This is a genomic window from Maricaulis virginensis, from assembly GCF_027922185.1.
GTDB lineage: Bacteria > Pseudomonadota > Alphaproteobacteria > Caulobacterales > Maricaulaceae > Maricaulis > Maricaulis virginensis.
This window is the reverse complement of the sequence record NZ_BSFE01000015.1, coordinates 22,133-41,137: the sequence shown is the minus strand read 5'-3', so window position 1 is coordinate 41,137 and position 19,005 is coordinate 22,133. Positions and strand designations below refer to the sequence as shown.

15 protein-coding genes are annotated in these 19,005 nt (G+C 65.7%); 8 read left to right on the top strand and 7 right to left on the bottom strand.

Going from position 1 to position 19,005, the window contains the following annotated elements; genetic code table 11:
* Positions 1-202: 202 nt before the first annotated feature.
* The 4 genes from PKE71_RS17070 to PKE71_RS17055 form a co-directional block, all read right to left on the bottom strand.
* Positions 203-883, bottom strand: a complete 681-nt coding sequence (locus PKE71_RS17070) for an NUDIX hydrolase (RefSeq protein ID WP_271188223.1) — start codon at positions 881-883, stop codon at positions 203-205.
* Positions 880-3,150 carry a ribonuclease R gene (rnr, locus tag PKE71_RS17065; protein WP_271188222.1) on the bottom strand — a complete coding sequence of 757 codons (2,271 nt, stop codon included), beginning with the start codon at positions 3,148-3,150 and terminating at the stop codon, positions 880-882. The genes PKE71_RS17070 and rnr overlap by 4 nt, the downstream gene beginning before the upstream one ends.
* Before the next feature lie 5 nt (positions 3,151-3,155).
* Positions 3,156-5,780 (bottom strand): type I DNA topoisomerase, encoded by a 2,625-nt coding sequence (topA, locus tag PKE71_RS17060; RefSeq protein ID WP_271188221.1) that lies wholly within the window; start codon positions 5,778-5,780, stop codon positions 3,156-3,158.
* 138 nt (positions 5,781-5,918) lie between these two features.
* Positions 5,919-7,220 (bottom strand): D-alanyl-D-alanine carboxypeptidase, encoded by a 1,302-nt coding sequence (locus PKE71_RS17055; protein ID WP_271188220.1) that lies wholly within the window; start codon positions 7,218-7,220, stop codon positions 5,919-5,921.
* A gap of 159 nt (positions 7,221-7,379) precedes the next feature.
* Between PKE71_RS17055 and PKE71_RS17050 the strand changes: the two genes are divergently transcribed.
* The 3 genes from PKE71_RS17050 to clpA all read left to right on the top strand — a co-directional run bounded on the left by PKE71_RS17050 (position 7,380) and on the right by clpA (position 11,098).
* On the top strand, positions 7,380-8,048 hold the full coding sequence (locus PKE71_RS17050) for a phasin family protein (protein WP_271188219.1): 669 nt from the start codon (positions 7,380-7,382) through the stop codon (positions 8,046-8,048).
* 409 nt (positions 8,049-8,457) lie between these two features.
* Positions 8,458-8,787 (top strand): ATP-dependent Clp protease adapter ClpS, encoded by a 330-nt coding sequence (gene clpS, locus PKE71_RS17045; protein ID WP_271188218.1) that lies wholly within the window; start codon positions 8,458-8,460, stop codon positions 8,785-8,787.
* Positions 8,788-8,791: 4 nt separating this feature from the next.
* Positions 8,792-11,098: an ATP-dependent Clp protease ATP-binding subunit ClpA gene (gene clpA / locus PKE71_RS17040; RefSeq protein WP_271188217.1), complete on the top strand. Its 2,307-nt coding sequence runs from the start codon at positions 8,792-8,794 to the stop codon at positions 11,096-11,098.
* A 60-nt stretch (positions 11,099-11,158) separates the two neighbouring features.
* On the opposite strand, the gene PKE71_RS17035 is transcribed toward clpA, so the two are convergent.
* Positions 11,159-12,238, bottom strand: a complete 1,080-nt coding sequence (locus tag PKE71_RS17035; protein ID WP_271188216.1) for a helix-turn-helix domain-containing protein — start codon at positions 12,236-12,238, stop codon at positions 11,159-11,161.
* A gap of 182 nt (positions 12,239-12,420) precedes the next feature.
* On the opposite strand from PKE71_RS17035, the gene PKE71_RS17030 reads away from it, so the two are divergent.
* The 5 genes from PKE71_RS17030 to PKE71_RS17010 all read left to right on the top strand — a co-directional run bounded on the left by PKE71_RS17030 (position 12,421) and on the right by PKE71_RS17010 (position 17,266).
* Positions 12,421-13,245, top strand: a complete 825-nt coding sequence (locus PKE71_RS17030) for a DUF2306 domain-containing protein (RefSeq protein ID WP_271188215.1) — start codon at positions 12,421-12,423, stop codon at positions 13,243-13,245.
* Between the two features lie 100 nt (positions 13,246-13,345).
* Positions 13,346-14,584, top strand: a complete 1,239-nt coding sequence (locus PKE71_RS17025) for a PDZ domain-containing protein (RefSeq protein ID WP_271188214.1) — start codon at positions 13,346-13,348, stop codon at positions 14,582-14,584.
* A 45-nt stretch (positions 14,585-14,629) separates the two neighbouring features.
* Entirely contained in the window at positions 14,630-16,426 is a 1,797-nt protein-coding gene (recQ, locus tag PKE71_RS17020) for a DNA helicase RecQ (protein ID WP_271188213.1), read from the top strand.
* Between the two features lie 97 nt (positions 16,427-16,523).
* Positions 16,524-16,937, top strand: coding sequence for a hypothetical protein (locus PKE71_RS17015; RefSeq protein WP_271188212.1), 414 nt, complete (start codon positions 16,524-16,526; stop codon positions 16,935-16,937).
* Between the two features lie 107 nt (positions 16,938-17,044).
* Positions 17,045-17,266: a hypothetical protein gene (locus tag PKE71_RS17010; RefSeq protein WP_271188211.1), complete on the top strand. Its 222-nt coding sequence runs from the start codon at positions 17,045-17,047 to the stop codon at positions 17,264-17,266.
* Here PKE71_RS17010 and PKE71_RS17005 read toward each other — a convergent pair.
* Positions 17,263-17,700, bottom strand: coding sequence for an HIT family protein (locus PKE71_RS17005; RefSeq protein WP_271188210.1), 438 nt, complete (start codon positions 17,698-17,700; stop codon positions 17,263-17,265). The genes PKE71_RS17010 and PKE71_RS17005 overlap by 4 nt on opposite strands.
* Before the next feature lie 123 nt (positions 17,701-17,823).
* Positions 17,824-19,002, bottom strand: coding sequence for a GNAT family N-acetyltransferase (locus PKE71_RS17000; protein ID WP_271188209.1), 1,179 nt, complete (start codon positions 19,000-19,002; stop codon positions 17,824-17,826).
* Between the last annotated feature and the right edge of the window lie 3 nt (positions 19,003-19,005).

The following is a 19,005-nucleotide window of genomic DNA, read 5'->3' as shown; positions in this document are numbered from 1 at the left end:
GGAATGCACCTAAGCTCCGAATTAGATTCAAGTCTTTTACAAGACTGTCGCCAGTGTGAAGTCTTGGGAGTGATTGTTGTGATGCTTCCAGTTGAAGGAAGGGCTGAAAAAATCTTATGAGAACTCACATCTAGAGCGCAGTCGCCAAAATCCACAAACAAATATGGGCGGCCGCGGCAGCGGCCAACCAACAAGCGGCCAGCTAAAGCGGTTCGACCCACATCCTGCCGCGGCGGTCGCGGATGTGGCGGGGTGGTTCGGGGCGGGGCGGTTGTACGCGGACCAGCTCGTCCAGCACGAAATGCGTCACGCTGGGCAGGTCGAGATCGCGGGCCTCGGCGAGCGGCACCCATTGCACGTCTTCCAGTTCCGAACTGGGCGTGGGCGGCCGGTCGCCATGCAAGGCGGCGGCGTCGGCCGTGAAGAACCAGGTGTCGAAGCGGCGGGTGCGCCCCGGCGGCGTGATGGCGCGGGTGATCAGGGAGAGAGGCGCCAGGTCCGGCACCACGCCGTGCCGGCGGAAGGGCGCCCAGTTGGCATGACGCGAGCGGCAGGCCCCTTCGCGGGCGATCAGCAGGCCGGTCTCCTCGGCGGTTTCCCGCACGGCAGCGGCAGCGGCCGCGCGCGCCCGGCGTTCGGGCAAAAAGCGCTGCATGATGTCCATCACGCCGCGGTCGAGATCGCGGGCGAAGGGCGCCGTACCGTCGGCGCGGTCGACCCGGCCGCCAGGGAAGACGTATTTGTTGGGCATGAAGACATGGCGCGAGGAGCGGCGCCCCATCAGCACTTCGGTGCGCGCGCCGCGGCCGCGCGTGAGGATGAGGGAAGCGGCCAGGCGTGGCCGCATTGGCGGAACATCGCTGCGCCGGCGTTCGTCGCTCATTTGCGCTTGCCCTTGCGGCCCTGTTTCCAGGGACGGCCGGAACGGCGCCCGCCGGGCGGGCCGCCATGCTGGCGGCGCCGGCCCTTGGGCACAGGGCCCTTCTCGGCCGGGGTGAGGATGTCCAGCAGCAGGCCGCCGGTGACCGGCTGGGCCTCTTCGATCCGCACCGTGACCGGCATGCCCAGGCGATAGCGGCTGCCGGTCTGCAGACCGACCAGGGCGTGGGCGGCCTCGTCATGCTCGAAGCGCTCTTCGCCGAGCCGGCTGATCGGTACCAGACCGTCGGCACCGGTCTCGCTGAGGCGCACGAAGGCACCGAAACGGGTCACGCCGGTAATCCGGCCGTCGAATTCGCCGCCGACCTTGTCGGCCAGATAGAGCGCGATGAATCGGTCGACCGCATCGCGTTCGGCCGCCATGGCGCGGCGTTCCGAATGGGTGATCTCCTCGGCGATCACGGTCAGGCGCGAGCGCTCCTCGTCGGTCTGGCCGTCCGGACCCAGATTGAGGGCGCGGATCAGGGCGCGGTGGACGGTGAGGTCGGCATAGCGCCGGATCGGCGAGGTGAAGTGGGCATAGCGGTCGAGATTGAGACCGAAATGGCCCTGGTTCTCTGTGTCGTACACCGCCTGCGACTGGCTGCGCAGCACGACCTCGTTGATCGTCTCGTAGTGTTCGGAGGACTTGGCCTGGGCGAGCAGCGTGTTGAAGCGCCCCGTGACGACGCGCTCGCCGCGGGTCCATTTCAGGCCCACCGTCGGCAGGAAGCCGGCGAGATTGTCGATCTTCTCTTTCGAGGGTTCCTCGTGGACGCGGTAGATCAGCGGCGTGCGCTTGTCTTCCAGGCTTTCGGCCGCGCAGACATTGGCCTGGATCATGAACTCCTCGATCAGCTTGTGGGCATCGAAGCGTTCGCGGGTCTCCACGCCGGCGACCTTGCCGTCCGGCCCGATCCGGACCCGGCGTTCCGGCGCGTCGATCTCCAGCGGTTCGCGGCGCTGGCGCGCTTCGCGGACCGAGAAATAGGCGCCCCAGAGCGGTTTCAGGACGTCCTCCAGCAGCGGGCCGGCCTTCTCGCCGCCCTTGCCGTCGATCGCATCCTGGGCCTCCTGATAGGCCAGTTTGGCGGCGGACTTCATCCAGCCGCGCAGGAAGCGGTGGGCGCGCTTGTTACCGTGCTTGTCGAACGTCATGCGCACGGCCAGGCAGGGCCGTTCCTCGTTCTCGCGCAGCGAGCACAGATCGTTGGACAGGCGCTCCGGCAGCATCGGCACGACGCGGTCGGGCAGATAGACCGAATTGCCGCGCTTGAAGGCGCCGCGGTCGAGCGCGCCGCCCGGCGTGACATAGGCGGCCACATCGGCAATCGCGACGATGACCTGCCAGCCGCCGGCATTCTTCGGATCCGCGTCCGGTGCCGCCCAGACCGCATCGTCATGGTCCCTGGCGTCTTCCGGGTCGATCGTGATCAGGGGCAGGTTCCGGATATCCTCGCGGCCGGCCATCGTGGCCGGCTTGACCGTGTCGGCCTCGCGCTGTTCGGCTTCGGAGAAGCCCTGGGGCACGCCGTGGGAATAGAGCGCGATCAGGCTGCCGGCGCCGGGCGCGCCGGCATCGCCGACGACTTCCACGATCTGCGCCGTCTTGAGGCCGTGGCGGCGTTCCTTGACCAGCTGGCACAGGACGAGATCGCCATCATTGGCCTTCTCGGCCTCGCCGCGGGCCGGCACGAGTTCATGGCGCGAGCGGCGGTCGACAGGCAGGAGGCGCATCGGTCCGGATTTCGGCTTGCGCAGCACGCACAGAAGCTTGTGGGCGCTCTGGCCCAGGCGCTTGATCAGGCGGGCTTCATAGCCGCCCTCATTGTCCGGTGTCAGGCGCACCAGCGCCTTGTCGCCGATGCCCAGCGCCGGCTCGCCCTTGCCGCCGGCCCCTTCGCCGGGGGCCAGGCGGATCGGCGGGGCGTCGCGATCGGGACGCACCGGTTCGGCCAGCAGCTCGCCATCATTGTCGCGATCGGTGATCTCGACCACGGTGACCGAGGGCAGGGCGCCGGCCAGGGCATAGGTCTTCGAGGCGGTGCGCTTGATGGCGCCATCCGCTTCCAGCGCCGCCAGCGCGTCCTTCAGATCGCGCTTGGCGTCGGTGCCCTTCAGCTTGAGCGCTCGCGCGATCTCGCGCTTGCCGAACGCGCCTTCGCCCAGCTTGATGGCTTCGATCACCGCCTCGCGCAGGGAGCCGGCTTGGTTATGCGTGTCGCCGGCCATCCGCTCTACTCCGCCTTGGTCTTCTTGGTGGCGGTTTTCTTGGCGGCCGGCTTCTTGGCTGCGGCTGTCGTCTTTTTCGCTGGCGCCTTCTTTTTCGCCGGCGCCTTCTTGGCTGCGGCCTTTTTGGCGGGCGCTTTCTTCTTGCCGCCCTTGGCAGCTTTTTCCTCGACCAGCTTGATGGCCGCTTCCAGCGTCACATCGTCCGGCTCGGTGCCCTTGGGCAGGGTGGCGTTGATCTTCTCGTATTTCACATACGGGCCATAGCGGCCGGACATGATCTTGATCGGCTTGCCGTCATGCTCGCCCAGATCCTTCAGCGCCGTGGCCGAGGCGCCGCGGCGGCCGCCATTGGCCCGCTTGTCGGCGATCACCGAGACGGCGCGGTTGAGACCGATCTCGAAGACTTCGTCGACGGTGGGCAGATTGGCATAGGTCTTGTCGTGATGGACATAGGGACCGTAGCGGCCGATGGCGGCCGTGATCGGCTGGCCGTCATCGGGGTGTTCGCCCACCGTGCGCGGCAGATCGATCAGCTTGATCGCCTGGTCCGGGGTCAGCTCCTTGGGATCCCAGCCCTTGGGGATGGAGGCGCGCTTGGGTTTGTCCTCGCCCTCGATCTCCATCTCCAGATAAATGCCGAAACGCCCGTCCTTCATGACGACCGGCTTGCCGGTTTCCGGGTGGATGCAGATCTCGCCATCGCCCTCGATCGCGGGTTCGGCATCCTGTTCGCCCATCTGGCGGGTGAATTTGCAGTCCGGATAGTTCGAACAGCCCAGGAAGGCGCCGAACTTGCCCAGGCGCAGCGACAGCGTGCCCTCGCCGCAGGAGGGGCAGAGGCGTGGATCGCTGCCGTCTTCCTTTTCCGGGAAGATGTGCGGGGCCAGCGCCTCGTTCAGCGCATCCAGCACGGCGCCGATGCGCAGATCGCCGATATCGTCGACGGCGGCCCGGAACTCGGTCCAGAAATCGCGCAGCAGCTGCTTCCAGTCGAGCTCGCCGGCGGACACCTTGTCCAGCTGGGTCTCCAGCGCGGCGGTGAAATCATATTCCACATAGCGCTTGAAGAAATTCTCCAGGAAGGCGGTGACCACGCGGCCCTTGTCGAGCGGGTGGAAACGGTTCTTGTCCATGCGGACATAGTCGCGGTCGCGCAGCACCTGCAGCGTCGAGGCATAGGTCGACGGCCGGCCGATGCCCAGCTCTTCCATCCGCTTGACCAGCGAGGCTTCGGTGAAGCGCGGCGGCGGCTGGGTGAAGTGCTGGTCGGCATAAGTCCTGGCGACATCGGCCGCCGAACCCTGCTGGACTTTCGGCAGGCGGTTCTCGCCTTCGTCTTCCTCGTCGTCACGGCCTTCCTGGTAGAGCGTCAGAAAGCCGTCGAACATCAGCACCGATCCGACCGCGCGCAGGCCGGTCTTTTCGTCGGCGCTGGTGATGTCGATCGTGGTGCGCTCGAAGCGGGCGCTTTCCATCTGGCTGGCCACGGCGCGGCGCCAGATCAGCTGGTAGAGGCGCGCCATGTCCTGGTCGAGACTGAGGCTCTCGGGCAGGCGGGCAAAGGAGGTCGGGCGGATCGCCTCGTGCGCCTCCTGGGCGTTCTTGGCCTTGGTGGCATACATGCGCGGCGAGGCCGGCACGTAGAGCGAGCCATGCTCCTTGCCGATGACGTCGCGCGCCTGGCTGATCGCCTCGGGCACCATGGAGACGCCGTCGGTCCGCATATAGGTGATCAGACCGGTCGTCTCGCCGCCGATATTCACGCCCTCATAGAGCTTCTGGGCGGTCTGCATGGTGCGGGTCGCCGAGAAGCCCAGCTTGCGCGCGGCTTCCTGCTGCAGCGTCGAGGTGGTGAAGGGCGGCGGCGGATTTCGCCTGGCCGGTTTGGCCTCGACGCCGGTGATCGACAGGCTGGCCGCCTTGATCGCCTCGACGGCGGCATTGGCGCTGGCGCGGTCCTTGATGGACAGCTTCTGCAGCTTCTTGCCGTCCAGCGTCACCAGTTTGGCGCGGAAGGGATCGGACCCGGCCGTCACATCGGCATCGATGGTCCAGTATTCCTCGGCGCGGAATTTCTCGATGTCCAGCTCGCGGTCGCAGATCAGGCGCAGGGCGACCGACTGCACACGGCCGGCCGAGCGCGAGCCCGGCAGTTTGCGCCACAGCACAGGCGACAGGGTGAAGCCGACCAGATAGTCCAGCGCGCGGCGGGCGAGGTAGGCGTTGACCAGTTCCATGTCGACGGCGCGCGGATGGCGCATCGCCTCCTGGACGGCCTGTTTGGTGATGGCGTTGAAGGCCACGCGCTCGATCGTGACATCCTTCAGCACGCGGCGCTTCTGCAGCGCTTCCAGAAGGTGCCAGGAAATGGCCTCGCCTTCGCGATCGGGGTCGGTGGCGAGGATCAGGCGGTCGGCCTCTTTCAGGGCGTCGGCGATCGCCTTGACGCGCTTGGCGGACTGGGTGTCGACCTCCCAGGCCATGGCAAAATCCTCGTCCGGCTTCACCGATCCGTCCTTGGCCGGCAGGTCGCGCACATGACCGAAACTCGCCAGAACCGTGTAGTCCGAGCCGAGGTATTTGTTGATTGTTTTGGCTTTGGCCGGGGATTCTACGACGACGACATTCATCGGCATTTGCGTCCAGACATGAGGCTGTGGGCCGCCGGGCGGCAGCCAAGGCGCGCGAAAGTGTTCGGTCCGGCAGGTTGTGTCAACCGACGCAAAGATTCCAGCCCGCCGCACAGGACGGGCGTTGAAAGGGCAGGGTCAGCGGCCCGGAGCGACCGTGAAACAGGCCTGGCTGCGGGCGGAGAGATCGTTGCAGGCGCGGCGCGCCTCGGTCTCGGTCAGGGCCTCGAAACGCGCGCGCCACAGGCGGTCGCCGGCAACATCGACGGCGCGGGCCGCCGGCTGGGCGGCATTGAGCGCCAGGGAGAAGCCGGTGACGCGCTGCAATTGCTGGTGGGCGGCATCGGCGGAATTATAGGCACCGACCTGGACCGACCAGGCGCCGCGCAGAAGATCCGGCTCGGCCGTCGCCGGGCGGGCGGGCGCGGCCTGCTGCGTCACGGGCGCCTGCAGCTCGTCCTCATCGGCCAGCACGACCTGGACCGGCGGGGCCGTCTGGCCGGAACCGACGTCCGTCGGCGCGGCAAGATGAAGCGCGGCGACATCGATGGCGATCAGCTCCTGCTGACGCATCGGCGAGATGCGCGGCGAGGAGAGGGCGGCGAACAGGCGGGTATCCTCGCGCTGCTCCAGGGTGGCAAAGGCGGCCTCGATCAGCTCTTCGGCATGGGCATCGCGGGAGGCGGCGCTGGGCCCGCCCATGACGACGGCGACGAGGCGGTGCTCGCCGCGCTCGGCCGACACGACGACGTTGAAGCCGGAGGCGCGGATATAGCCGGTCTTGAGACCGTCAACGCCCGCGACGCGGCCGACCAGCGTGTTGTGATTGCGGTAGGTGCGGCCGTTCCAGCGGAAGCTCTCGGTGTTGAAATACTCGAAATAGTCCGGGAAATCGCGGTGCAGGGCGACAGCCAGGCGGGCCATGTCGCGGGCGGTGGTGGTCTGGCGCCGGTCGGGCAGGCCGGAAGCATTGCGGAAGGTCGTGTTCTCCAGGCCCAGCTCGCGCGCGGTCTGCGTCATCATCTCGGCAAACCGGCTCTCGCCGCCGCCCAGGCGCTCGCCGACGGCAACGGCGACGTCATTGGCGCTTTTCACCACGAGCGCGCCGATCGCGTCTTCCACACTGATCGTGTCGCCGGCCGTGAAGCCGAGCCGGGAGGGCACGGCATTGGCGGCATTGGCCGAGACGCGGATCTGGTCGTTCAGCCCGATCTCGCCCTGTTCGATGGCGTCGAACAGCATGTAGAGCGTCATCATCTTGGTCAGCGAGGCGGGATATCGCGCGGCTTCCGAGCGGCGTGAATGCAGCACGACGCCTGAGTTTTCATCGACCACGAAGGCGGCATAGCGCGACGTGTCGGCATGGGCGTTGTCCGGCGTGGCCAGCAGCAGGGCGGCCAGGGCCAGGAGGCTCAGGAGAAGGCGGCGTGCGGTAACCATGGCCCGCACTGTCTCGCAAGGCCGTTTCCAGCTGGTTAAGCCCGTCTCATCAGGAATTACGACACTTTTGTGCGGTGCACAAAAATCGCTTGACGACGACCGGTGCGCCGACTATGTTTGCTGCGACTGCGAAGAGCGGTTGCAACACAAGTTTGAACCATGACCGACGACAAGATCCAGACGACCGGCACCAAAGCTTCCGCTGTTCAAGCGGACGCCCCGGCTGCGCCCAAGGCAGCGCCGGAGACGGTGAAACCGGTCAAGGCGTCTTCCAAGGCGGCTCCGGCGAAAGCCGCAGCGCCGGAGAAGACGGTCGGCAAGCCGGCGGCGCCGAAATCCAAGCCCGCCAAGGTCAAGAAAGCTGCCAAGCCGGCGCCCCAGGCTGCAGCCCGCACGAAAGCGAGCAATCCCATGAACCAGACCATCGAAAGCATGACCACCGCGAGCAATGAAGCGCTCAAGGAAGGTTTCGAGAAGACCCTGAAGTCCGTCACCGAAGCGAGCAATTTCCACAAGGAAACCGTCGACGCGATGATCGCGTCCGCCACGGTCGCCGGCAAGGGCTTCGAGACCGCGAACACGAACGCCGTGACCTACGCCAAATCCTTCATGGAAGACAGCGTCACCGCGACGAAGGCGTTCGCCTCGGCGAAGTCGGTCCAGGAGATCTTCGAGATCCAGTCCCAGTTCACCAAGACGGCGATGGACAACTACCTCGCCGAGCTGAACAAGACGACCGACCTGTTCTCGGACGTTTTCAAGGACACGCTGAAGCCGCTCAACGCACGCGTCTCGGCCGCCGTGGAACTCGCGCAAGCACAGCGCTGACACTCCGGCGAATCAAGTTTTCCTCCCCGACTGGGCCCGGTGATCTTCACCGGGCCCATTTTTTTCGGGTCATCCCGCCTGTGGATAGATCGGCTGAAAAGCCGTTATTCTTGGGGCGGAACGCCAGCCATGGCTTGCGTCTACGGGTTCTCGCCCTGTAGCCTCGACCCCGGTTTTCCGGGTGCCGGAGGCCTGTCCTCCCCGACCGGGCCTGATATCGAACCGGTGGTTCCCCTGTAAATTGAGGGGCCTTCTTCTTATGTCCTCGCGGACGAAACGGGAAGAAAGAAATTGGCCGCCGTGCTATCTTTTCGCCCGGTACGCGGTCCCGGCCGCGTCGAGCGTCCTGTGCCACCGGCCCCCCGAACTGCATTCGGGGCCGCGATGAATAACCGAGTACGATTAAAATATGACCGAACGAAATCATGAAGATGCGGGCGAAGAAGAGGGCACTGGCCTTGCCACGAAGACGCGTCCGGCGACCAAGAAACCTTCGCTTTACCGTGTTCTCTTACTAAATGACGACTACACGCCGATGGAATTCGTGGTCGAGGTTCTCGTCCGGATATTCCGAAAATCGCCCGAGGATGCAGCGAGAATCATGCTGCATGTACATCAGAACGGGGTCGGTATGTGCGGCGTGTACACGTACGAGGTTGCCGAAACCAAGGTAGCCCAGGTCATGGACGCCGCACGGCGGGCCCAACACCCGCTCCAGTGCACAATGGAAAAGGAATAGAGTGGTGCCCTCATTCTCTTCAGATCTCGAAGACAGCCTGCACCGCGCTCTGGGCTACGCCAATGAGCGTGGGCACGAATTTGCCACCCTGGAGCACCTTCTCCTCGCGCTCGTGGACGATCAGGACGCCAGCGCCGTGATGAAGGCGTGCGATGTCGATCTGGATGAGCTTCGCGCCACCCTGACCGAATATGTCGACAGCGAATTGTCCGAACTGGTCGTCGATGATGACGAGGACGCCAAGCCGACGGCTGGCTTCCAGCGCGTGATCCAGCGCGCCGTCATCCACGTCCAGAATGCCGGACGCGAGGAAGTGACAGGCGCAAACGTGCTGGTGGCCCTGTTTGCCGAACGCGAGAGCCACGCGGCCTATTTCCTCGCCGAGCGCGACATGACGCGCTACGACGCGGTGAACTTCATCTCCCACGGCATCGGCCGCAAGCCGGGCACGTCCGAAGAGCGCGCCGTGCGTGGCACCGAAGAGGCCGAGGAACCCCAGAAGGACGGCGACGCGCTGACCGCCTATTGCGTCAATCTCAATGACAAGGCGCGCAAGGGCGGGGTGGATCCGCTGATCGGCCGCGATGCCGAGGTGGAGCGCTGCATCCAGGTCCTGGTCCGCCGCCGCAAGAACAATCCGCTGCTCGTCGGCGATCCCGGCGTCGGCAAGACGGCCATCGCCGAAGGCATTGCCCGCAAGATCGTCGAGAACGCCGTTCCCGACGTGCTGGCCGGTGCAACGATCTACTCGCTCGACATGGGCTCGCTCTTGGCGGGTACCCGCTATCGCGGCGATTTCGAGGAGCGCGTGAAGCAGGTCGTCAAGGAACTCGAGGACAAGGACAATGCCGTCCTGTTCATCGACGAGATCCACACCGTGATCGGTGCGGGCGCGACCTCCGGCGGCGCCATGGACGCCTCCAACCTGCTGAAGCCGGCGCTTCAGTCGGGCGGTCTGCGCTGCATGGGCTCGACGACCTACAAGGAATACCGTCAGCACTTCGAGAAGGACCGGGCCCTGGCGCGGCGCTTCCAGAAGATCGACGTGTCCGAACCGTCCGTGCCCGACGCCATCAAGATCCTGCAGGGCCTGAAGTCCTATTTCGAGGACTTCCACGATGTGCGCTTCACCAATGAGGCGCTGAAATCGGCCGTGGAACTGTCCTCGCGCTACATGGGCGACCGCAAACTGCCGGACAAGGCGATCGACGTGATCGACGAGGCCGGTGCCCAGATGCGCCTGCAGCCCGTGTCCAAGCGCAAGAAGACGATCGGTGTGAAGGAAGTCGAAGCCGTGGTCGCGACCATGGCCCGCATCCCGCCGAAGACGGTGTCCAAGGATGACGAGCAGTCGCTGAAGAATCTGGAGACCGATCTGAGCCATGTCGTGTTCGGCCAGGACGCGGCGATCGAGAAGCTGGCAACGGCGATCAAGCTGTCCCGCGCCGGCCTGCGCGAGCCCAACAAGCCGATCGGCTGCTACCTCTTCTCCGGCCCCACGGGCGTCGGCAAGACCGAGGTGACCAAGCAGCTGGCCGACATCATGGGTGTCGAGCTGCACCGGTTCGACATGTCCGAATACATGGAGCGTCACGCTGTTTCGCGGCTGATCGGCGCGCCTCCGGGCTATGTCGGTTTCGACCAGGGCGGTCTCCTGACCGATGCCGTCGACCAGCATCCGCATTCCGTGCTGCTGCTCGACGAGATCGAGAAGGCGCACCCGGACCTGTTCAACATCCTCCTGCAGGTGATGGATAACGGCACGCTGACCGACTCGAACGGCAAGAAGGTGGACTTCCGCAATGTCATCCTGGTGATGACCACGAATGCGGGCGCCGCCGATGCGCAAAAAGAGTCGATCGGTTTCAATGCCGCCAAGAAGACGGACGAGGCCGATGCCGCGGTGGAACGCCTGTTCACCCCGGAATTCCGCAACCGTCTCGATGCCGTCATTCCGTTCGAACCGCTGTCCAGCGACACGATCGGCCGCGTCGTCGAGAAGTTCGTCCTGCAGCTGGAAGCCCAGCTGATCGATCGCGGCGTGACCTTCGAACTGACGCCGGAAGCGACGGCCTGGCTGTCCGAGCGCGGCTATGACAGCCGCTTCGGTGCCCGTCCGCTGGCCCGGGTCATCCAGGAGCACATCAAGAAGCCGCTGGCCGACCAGATCCTGTTCGGCGAGCTGAAAAAAGGCGGTCTGGTGAAGGTTGATATCGATCCGGCCGACAAGGACCGGCTCGACTTCCATATCACGCCGGGCGACCGGCTGCTGCCGCGCAACGCCAAGAAGAGCAAGAAGGAAGAGGTCTGACCCCTCTCCATCGCTGACACGGAAACGGCGCCCCGCGGGGCGCCGTTTTTCGTTCGGGGTCTATTCTGCTGCCAGCCGGGTGAGAGCGCTGCGGCCGGCGGCCCTGAAGGCGCGGGGCGTCTGACCGGTCATCTCCTTGAAGGCCCGGTTGAAGGGGCCGATCGAGGCGAAACCGCTGTCGAGGGCGATTTCCAGGATCGACAGGTCCGCGCTGTCAGGTGCGTGCAATTGTGTCATGGCGTGCTCGATCCGGTAGCGATTGACCAGGCGGTTGAAGTTCGGCTCGCCCAGCCCCGCCGTGATGGCCCGGCTGATCCGGTAGTCCGGTTCGCGCAGCCTGCGGGCGAGGCCGGCAACTTTCAGCTCCGGGTCGAGATAGAGGCGCTCGGACGTCAGCGCATCCCGGATCCGGCGGCCCAGGGCGCGATCGTCGGCGCTGGCCGGACCGGCCGCGCGGGCCGGTGCTTCCGCCGTGAGCGGATGCGTGGCGCGATAGCGGATGGCGACGCTCATCACGATCAGGATCGCCAGTGCGCAGGCGGCCTGGATGCCGGCCATCAGTTCGGCAGACAGGGGTGCGCTGCCATGGTCCAGCAGCATCACACAGGTCGACACGCACAGACCGAAGGTCGACAGGTAGAGCAGGCGCATGCGGCGCTCGTTTCTGGCCAGTCCGCCGGACCAGCCGCGCAGCCCCTCCCAGAAGGCGAGCATCAGCACGGTCGAGCTCAACAGGGTCTGGAACCCGTCCAGCCCGTCGGCCATGGCCGGGAAATAGATGCTTTTGACGATATCCGGCATGACGGGACTGAGAACGGCCTGGTCGATCACGGTCGGTGCGAAAATGCCTGCCACGAGCAGCAGCTCGACGGGACCGATGATCGTACGGGTTCTGAACAGGGCCCGGGCAACCAGCCAGAACACGCTGCACGTACCGCACCCGGCAATAATGAACAGCGGTGCGGCCGGACCGAGCGCGTCGCCGAACACCTCGCGGACCATCACCGCCGTCAGCCCGGTGCAGAAGACCGCCCAGGTCAGGTGCAGGGTCGAGCGCTTCGGCATGGCGGCGATGGCGATGATCCAGGTCAGGGCGAGACCGGCAACAGCCAGATTTATGATGCCCGCGACTTCCAGCATGTCCCGACTCCCGCCCGTCCGCGTCGCTGCAAGCATGCGGCGTGCCAGGGGCGCCGGTCAAACCTGCACAAGCAAAGCGACAGTGTAGCCGATTTCCAAATCGGCAAGACAAGCGGCATCGCGCCGCCCTCAATCCCGCATGACGGGGCGCCAGCAGCGCCCGAGTTCACAGGGGATTTGTCATGTCCGAAACCGTTGCGCCCGTTGTGCGCCTGCCATCCATTCCGTTCGCCCAGCGCCTGTTGAAGGGCTCCGGCGCGCTCTGGTTCCTGGCCGTCATCGCCGGTCAGTGGCTGTTCGTCTACTACATTCTGGCCGCCTACATGCCTCCGACCCTGTCGGGGGCGTGGGAGCGCTGGGACGAGATCGGCCTCATTCACGGCTTCATCGAGGGCGATCTGCCGGGCAATCTGGGCTTTATCAGCCATGTCCTGCTGGCAGCGGTGATCACGCTGGGCGGCACGCTGCAGCTCATCCCGCAACTGCGCCAGCGTGTGCCTGCCCTCCATCGCTGGATGGGGCGGACTTTCCTCGCCGTCAGCGTCTTCATGGCGGTGGGCGGTATCGTCCTGATCTGGGGGCGGGGCACCCGCCTCAACGACGTGACGGGCCTGGCCACGACGATCGACGGCATCCTGATCCTGGTCGCGGCCGCCTTTGCGCTGCACTTCATCCGCCGCCGCCAGATCGACCGGCACCGGCGCTGGGCGATGCGGCTGTTCATCTTCGTCAGCGGCGTCTGGTATCTGCGGGTCGGTTACATGGCCTGGGGTATCACCACCGGCGGGGCCGGTATCGGCGAACGCATGAACGGTCCGACGGACTACGCACTGGCCTATGCCTGCTTTCTTTTGCCCTGGGCGGTCCTGGAACTCTATCTGCGCGCCTGCGACAGCCGCGCCGTTGCCGCAAAACTGGGTATGGCCGGCGTGATGCTGGCCGCGGCGGGCCTGACCGCGCTGGGCGTGTTCGGTGCCTGGATGGTGATCTGGAGCCCGCACGTCTGAGGGGAGGGACGCGAGCGCTGCGGATACCGCAGCGAACCGGCGTGCAGGATGTAAACTCGCGATATCGGGCCGATTCCGGCCGTTGTCTGTGGTGTCCGTCATGCGTGTCCTGTCCGCCCTGTTTCTCTCACTCGCCGTGCCTTGCAGCGCCCTGGCGCAGACCGCTGACGGTCTGCAGGCTGATGCGGCGGCCATGCTGGACCTGGTCGCGCACAACTACGCCTATCCGGAACGCGTGCCGGAGGGATGGGCGGATCATCACGCCGGCCTTCGCGATGCAATCGGGCAGATCGAGACCCGGGGCGAGCTGCTCGGCTTTGCCGAAACGGCGCTGCACCGGCTGTGCGATCATCACGCGATCACCGGCCCGTCCTCGCCGGATTCCGCCGCGCTGGTGCCCAGCTTCGCCGATCTGTGGGTGGAGGAGACGGACGGCAATTTCCGCATCACCCAGGTCCGGCGCGGCAGTCCGGCTGCGGCCGCCGGCCTGTTGCCCGGCGACGATCTCGTCGCAATCGGCGGCGTTTCAACCGGCGATGCCGTGACGGCCTTCTGGGGAACGGAACCGCCTCGTGGCGATGCCTGTCCGGGCTATGCGGCGCGGGTGCTGGCTGCCGGACCGCGGCAGGGGCTGCGCCATCTGACAGTTCAACGTGACGATCAGGCCATCACGGTCGAGGTCGACGGTCTCTACACCCGTGGGATCGAGCGGCCGGACGGTCCCCTGGCGGTCCGGGATATCGCGCCACAGCTGCGTCATATCGTCTTCAATGACAGCCTGGGCGATGCCGCAGCGATTGCGGCATTCGACGCTGCCGTGTCGGACGCGCCGGCGGGTACGCGCTTCATCATCGATCTGCGCGAGACGCCGTCAGGCGGAAATACCAGTGTGGGGCGTGCAGTCCTGGGACATTTCACCGGCGCCGTCGCGCCTTACCAGCGGCATGTCCTGCCCGTCGAGGCCCGGGAAACCGGAGTGCCCCGCTCCTGGATCGAGGAAGTTTCGCCGCGCCAGCCTGTTTTCGCCGGGGAGCGGCGGGCAGTCGTTCTCGTCGGACGCTGGACCGGAAGCATGGGCGAGGGGATGGCGGTCGGGTTCGACGCGCTGGGCGTGGACGTGATGGGTTCGCCCATGGCGGGCCTGCTGGGGGCGATCGGCGATTACCGGCTCGAGGAGACCGGCTGGATTTTCAAACTGCCCTTCGAACGCCTGTCGCATGTGGACGGAACGCCGCGCGAGGCCTTTGTGCCGCCCCTGCGCATCGAGCCCGGTTTTACAGGCGATGCCGATGACGATCCCGCGCTGGCCGCGGCTGTGGACTGGCTGAGCCAAGGCTGACCCGCTGGCTTGACGGATGCGGGCAGGTCGGGAGGGATGCCCCGCATGTCCGATCCGCGCTCCATCCTGCAATCCGTCTTCGGCTTCGACGCTTTCCGGCCCGGCCAGGCCGGTATTGTCGACCATATCCTCGACGGCACGCCCACCCTGTGCGTCATGCCGACCGGGGCGGGCAAGTCGCTGTGCTACCAGGTGCCGGCCCTGCTGCTGGACGGTCCGACCATCGTGGTGTCGCCGCTCACGGCGCTGATGGACGATCAGGTCGCCGCGCTGAAGGCGAACGGCGTGGCGGCGGCCGCGATCCATTCCGGCCGCATGCGCGAGGACAATGTCGAGGACTGGCGGCGCTTCCAGGCCGGCGAGATCAAGCTGCTCTACCTGTCGCCCGAGCGCCTGATGACCGGACGCATGCTGGCAGCGCTGGAGCCCGTCGCGCCGGCGCTCTTCGTGGTCGACGAGGCGCACTGTATCTCCAAGTGGGGCGCCAGTTTCCGGCCGGAATACGAACAGCTCGCCGCCCTGCGGACCCGCTTCCCCGGCGCCCGGCTGGCGGCCTTCACGGCAACGGCGGATGCGGCCACTCGGGAGGATATCGCCGCCAAACTGTTCGGCGGGGGCGGGGAGATCGTGGTGCACGGTTTCGACCGGCCCAACCTCTTCCTGGGTGTCGAGCCGAAGGCGAAGGCCAGGGCGCAATTGCTGGACTATCTGAAGGACCGGCGCGACGTGTCCGGCATCGTCTATTGCCTGTCGCGCAAGGACACCGAGGCGATCGCCGAGGTGCTGGTCGCCGAAGGCTATCGCGCCTTGCCCTATCATGCCGGCCTGGACGCGGCCGTGCGGCGCGAGAACCAGGAAATCTTCATGGCGGAGAGTGCCGTGGTGATGGTGGCGACCATCGCTTTCGGTATGGGGATCGACAAGCCGGATATCCGCTATGTCGTTCACCTCGCCATGCCGGGCTCGATGGAGGCCTATTATCAGGAAATCGGCCGCGCGGGCCGGGACGGGCGGCCGGCCGAGGCGATGATGTTCTTCGGCCTGTCGGACGCGCGCATGCGGCGGCAATTCATCGACCAGGACGGCGAGGACGATGCTCACAAGCGGCGCGAGCACAAGCGTCTGGATGCGCTCCTGGCCTATTGCGAGGCGACGCGCTGCCGGCGGCTGGCGCTGCTGGCCTATTTCGGCGAGACGGGCGGCAAGCCGTGCGGAAACTGCGATGTCTGTGTCGATCCGCCCCAGCTCGTCGACGGCACGCGCGAGGCGCAGATCCTGATGTCGGCCATCGTGCGGACCGGACAGCGTTTCGGTGCGGCCCATGTCATCGATGTGGTGCGCGGGGCCGATACCGAAAAGATCCGCGAGCGCGGCCATGACCAGCTGCCGACCTGGGGCGTTGGCGCCGACCGGCCCAAACCCTTCTGGCAGGGCCTGGTGCGGCAATGCCTGGCAGGCGGTTTTCTCGAACTCGATATCGAGGGCTTCGGGGCGCTGAAGCTGACGCCGTCCGGCGATGCGGTGCTGAAAGGGCGCGAGCGTCTGGAAATCCGCGAGATCACCCTCTCCCGGCAGGAAAAGCGGCGCCAGAAGATGACGGCGCTGCCCGATGACGCGGATATCGATACCGGCCTGCTGGCCGAGCTGAAAGGCCTGCGCAAGACGCTCGCCGCCGAGCGCAATGTGCCGGCCTATGTCGTGTTCGCCGATGCCACCCTGATCGAGATGTGCCGTCTGAAACCGGCAACGATCGACGATCTTGGCCTGGTGAAGGGCGTGGGGCCGAAGAAGCTGGGCGAGTACGGCGCGGCCTTTCTGGACGTGATCGCCGGGCGCAGCTGAGGGTTTAATTGCAGCCAGGCGCTCCCTTTGCGAGGTATGTGCGGGTGACAGCCCCGCCATTTCATGGCCTCAATCACGCTCACGCCGAGGAATGGACATGCACCGGTCTGGCCTGCCCTATCTTGCCCTTGTGAGCCTGGTCGCCGTTCAGGTGATCTATGCGGGCTACTGGGCGCTGCACGATATCTCGGCCCGGCTGGGCCTGTGGGCGGATACCGATGCGGCGCGGACCTTCGTGTCATCGCTGACCGTCACCCAGGAAGTCCTGTTCTTCTCCCACGTGATCATGAATGCCGTGGTGCTGGTTCTGGTGTGGAAACAGCGCTGGTGGGCCCTGCCGGCCTTCATCCTGTCCTTCGTGCTCGACCGGGCGGAATGGGTGATGATGACCGGCAATGTCGTGTTCTCGAACATGGTCGCGGTCGATTCCTGGACGTTGTTTTCCTTCACGCTGCAAGGCATGATCATTGCCTTGCTCGTGATCCTCGTATTCGAGGGCCGGTTGCGCTGAACGCGCCCGCAGGAAATTGCGCGTGACGACGGACACGCTACCTGAAAAAAGATGCGCATATTCTATGCGGTGTCCCGCTCGTTCTCCCCGGCCTTCAGGACACGACCATGCCACCTGTCACAAAGCGTACCCTTTCCGTCGATCTGCCTGACGCACTCGTGCGCCGGGCCGCCCGCCACCTCGGCCCGCACGGGTTCAGCGCCATTCTGGAGCAGGCCTTGCTGCTGTGGCTGGAGGAGCGCGAGGCGATGCAGGCACAGACACAGGCGCCTGACGTATCGAACGCAGCCTATGGCCAGACCGGACCCGCTTCGCGCGAGATCGTCTAGCGCATCTCGATCGCCGCGGCGATCTTCGCGGCCTGTGCCTTCAACTCGTCCATATCCGCCTGGCCGCTGCCATGCGCGCCCAGGGCCACACCGTCCATGCGCGGAATGATGTGGAAGTGGACGTGAAAAATGGTCTGCCCGGCCGGCGCACCATTGAACTGGGTGATCACGATCCCGTCCGGCTCGAGGGCTGACTTCACCGCATTGGCGATCCGCTTGACCCTCACGATCGTCGCCTGCAGGGCCCCGTCCGTCATTTCCAGTGCATTGCGCACCGGCTCGCGCGGCACGACGAGCGTATGCCCCGGGGCTTGCGGGAAAATGTCCATGAACGAGATCACGTGCTCGTCCTCATAGACCTTCACGCACGGCATCTCGCCCTTCAGGATTTTCGCGAAGATATTTTCGGGATCGTAGGCGCCTTCCAGGCTCATGCCCTGTCTCCTTGGTGTGGTTCGAAAAGGTCTGCCATATCGTCAGGGAGAATGATGATGACGGCTTCGTGCGCAGGTTGAAAGTGGTGCACTTCGGTAAATGTCCGTCAGACACGATCTTTGTCAGTTCTCGCGCCTGAACGGGCTCTCCGCATCCTGCAATGCGATATCCGTCTCCACGGCGGCGCGTTCGCGAACGAGAAAATCGGCAACCGCGTCGCGGAAGCCTTCATTCTCGATATGGTGTGCCGAATAGACCGGGCGGGGCCGGTAGCCGCGTGCCAGCTTGTGTTCGCCCTGGGCCCCGGCTTCAACACGGTCGAGACCGCGCGCGATCGCGATATCGATGGCCTGGTGGTAGCACAGCTCGAAATGCAGGAAGGGATGGTCGTCCAGACGTCCCCAGTAGCGGCCATAGAGGGCGTTCGAACCGGCAAGGTTCAGCGCGCTGGCGATATAGCGCCCCTCCTTCCTGGCCATCACCAGGATCACCCGGTCGGCCATGCGCCGGTGCAGCAGGTCGAAAAAGGCGCGGTTGAGGTAGGGATAACCCCATTTGCGCGACCCGGTTTCCTGGTAACAGGCGAAGAAGACGTCCCAGTGTGCCGGCTGCAGCGCGCCGCCGGAGAGATGTTCGATCTCGATACCGGCCTGGGCCTCGCGCCGCTCCTTGCGCAGGGCCTTGCGCTTGCGCGAGGAAAGGTCGGCGAGAAAGGCGTCATAATCGGCATAGCCGCGATTGGACCAGATGTACTGGCGGTCGAGGCGCTGCAGCAGACCGTAGCCTGCCAGCTCGGTCCATTCGGCCTGCGCCGGAAAATTCACATGCCAGCCGGACAGGCCCCATTGCTGCACGGTCTGGATGGCGGCGGCCGCCAGCGCGCGGCGGATACCGGCCTCGCCGGACAGGATCCGCCGCCCGGTCACCGGCGAAAAGGGCACGGCGGTCAGCAGTTTGGGGAAATATTGTCCGCCGGCGCGTTCATAGGCGTCGGCCCAGCCATGATCGAAGACGTATTCGCCCATGGAATGGGTTTTCAGGTAAAGCGGCAAGGCCCCGCGCAGCCGCCCCGATGCGTCTTCGACAATGAGGTGGCGCGGCAGCCAGCCGGCTTCTTCGCCGACACAGCCGCTGGCTTCGAGCGCTTCAAGGAAGTCCCAGCTGATGAACGGGTCGTATTCCGAGCCGGGCGGATTCGCCACGGCGTCCCAGGCGGCCGGTTCGATCCCGGACAGCCCGGTGACCGAACGCAGGGTCAGCTCCGGCGAGGACCGGTCGTCATCGGCGGGAGGCGGTGTCACAGC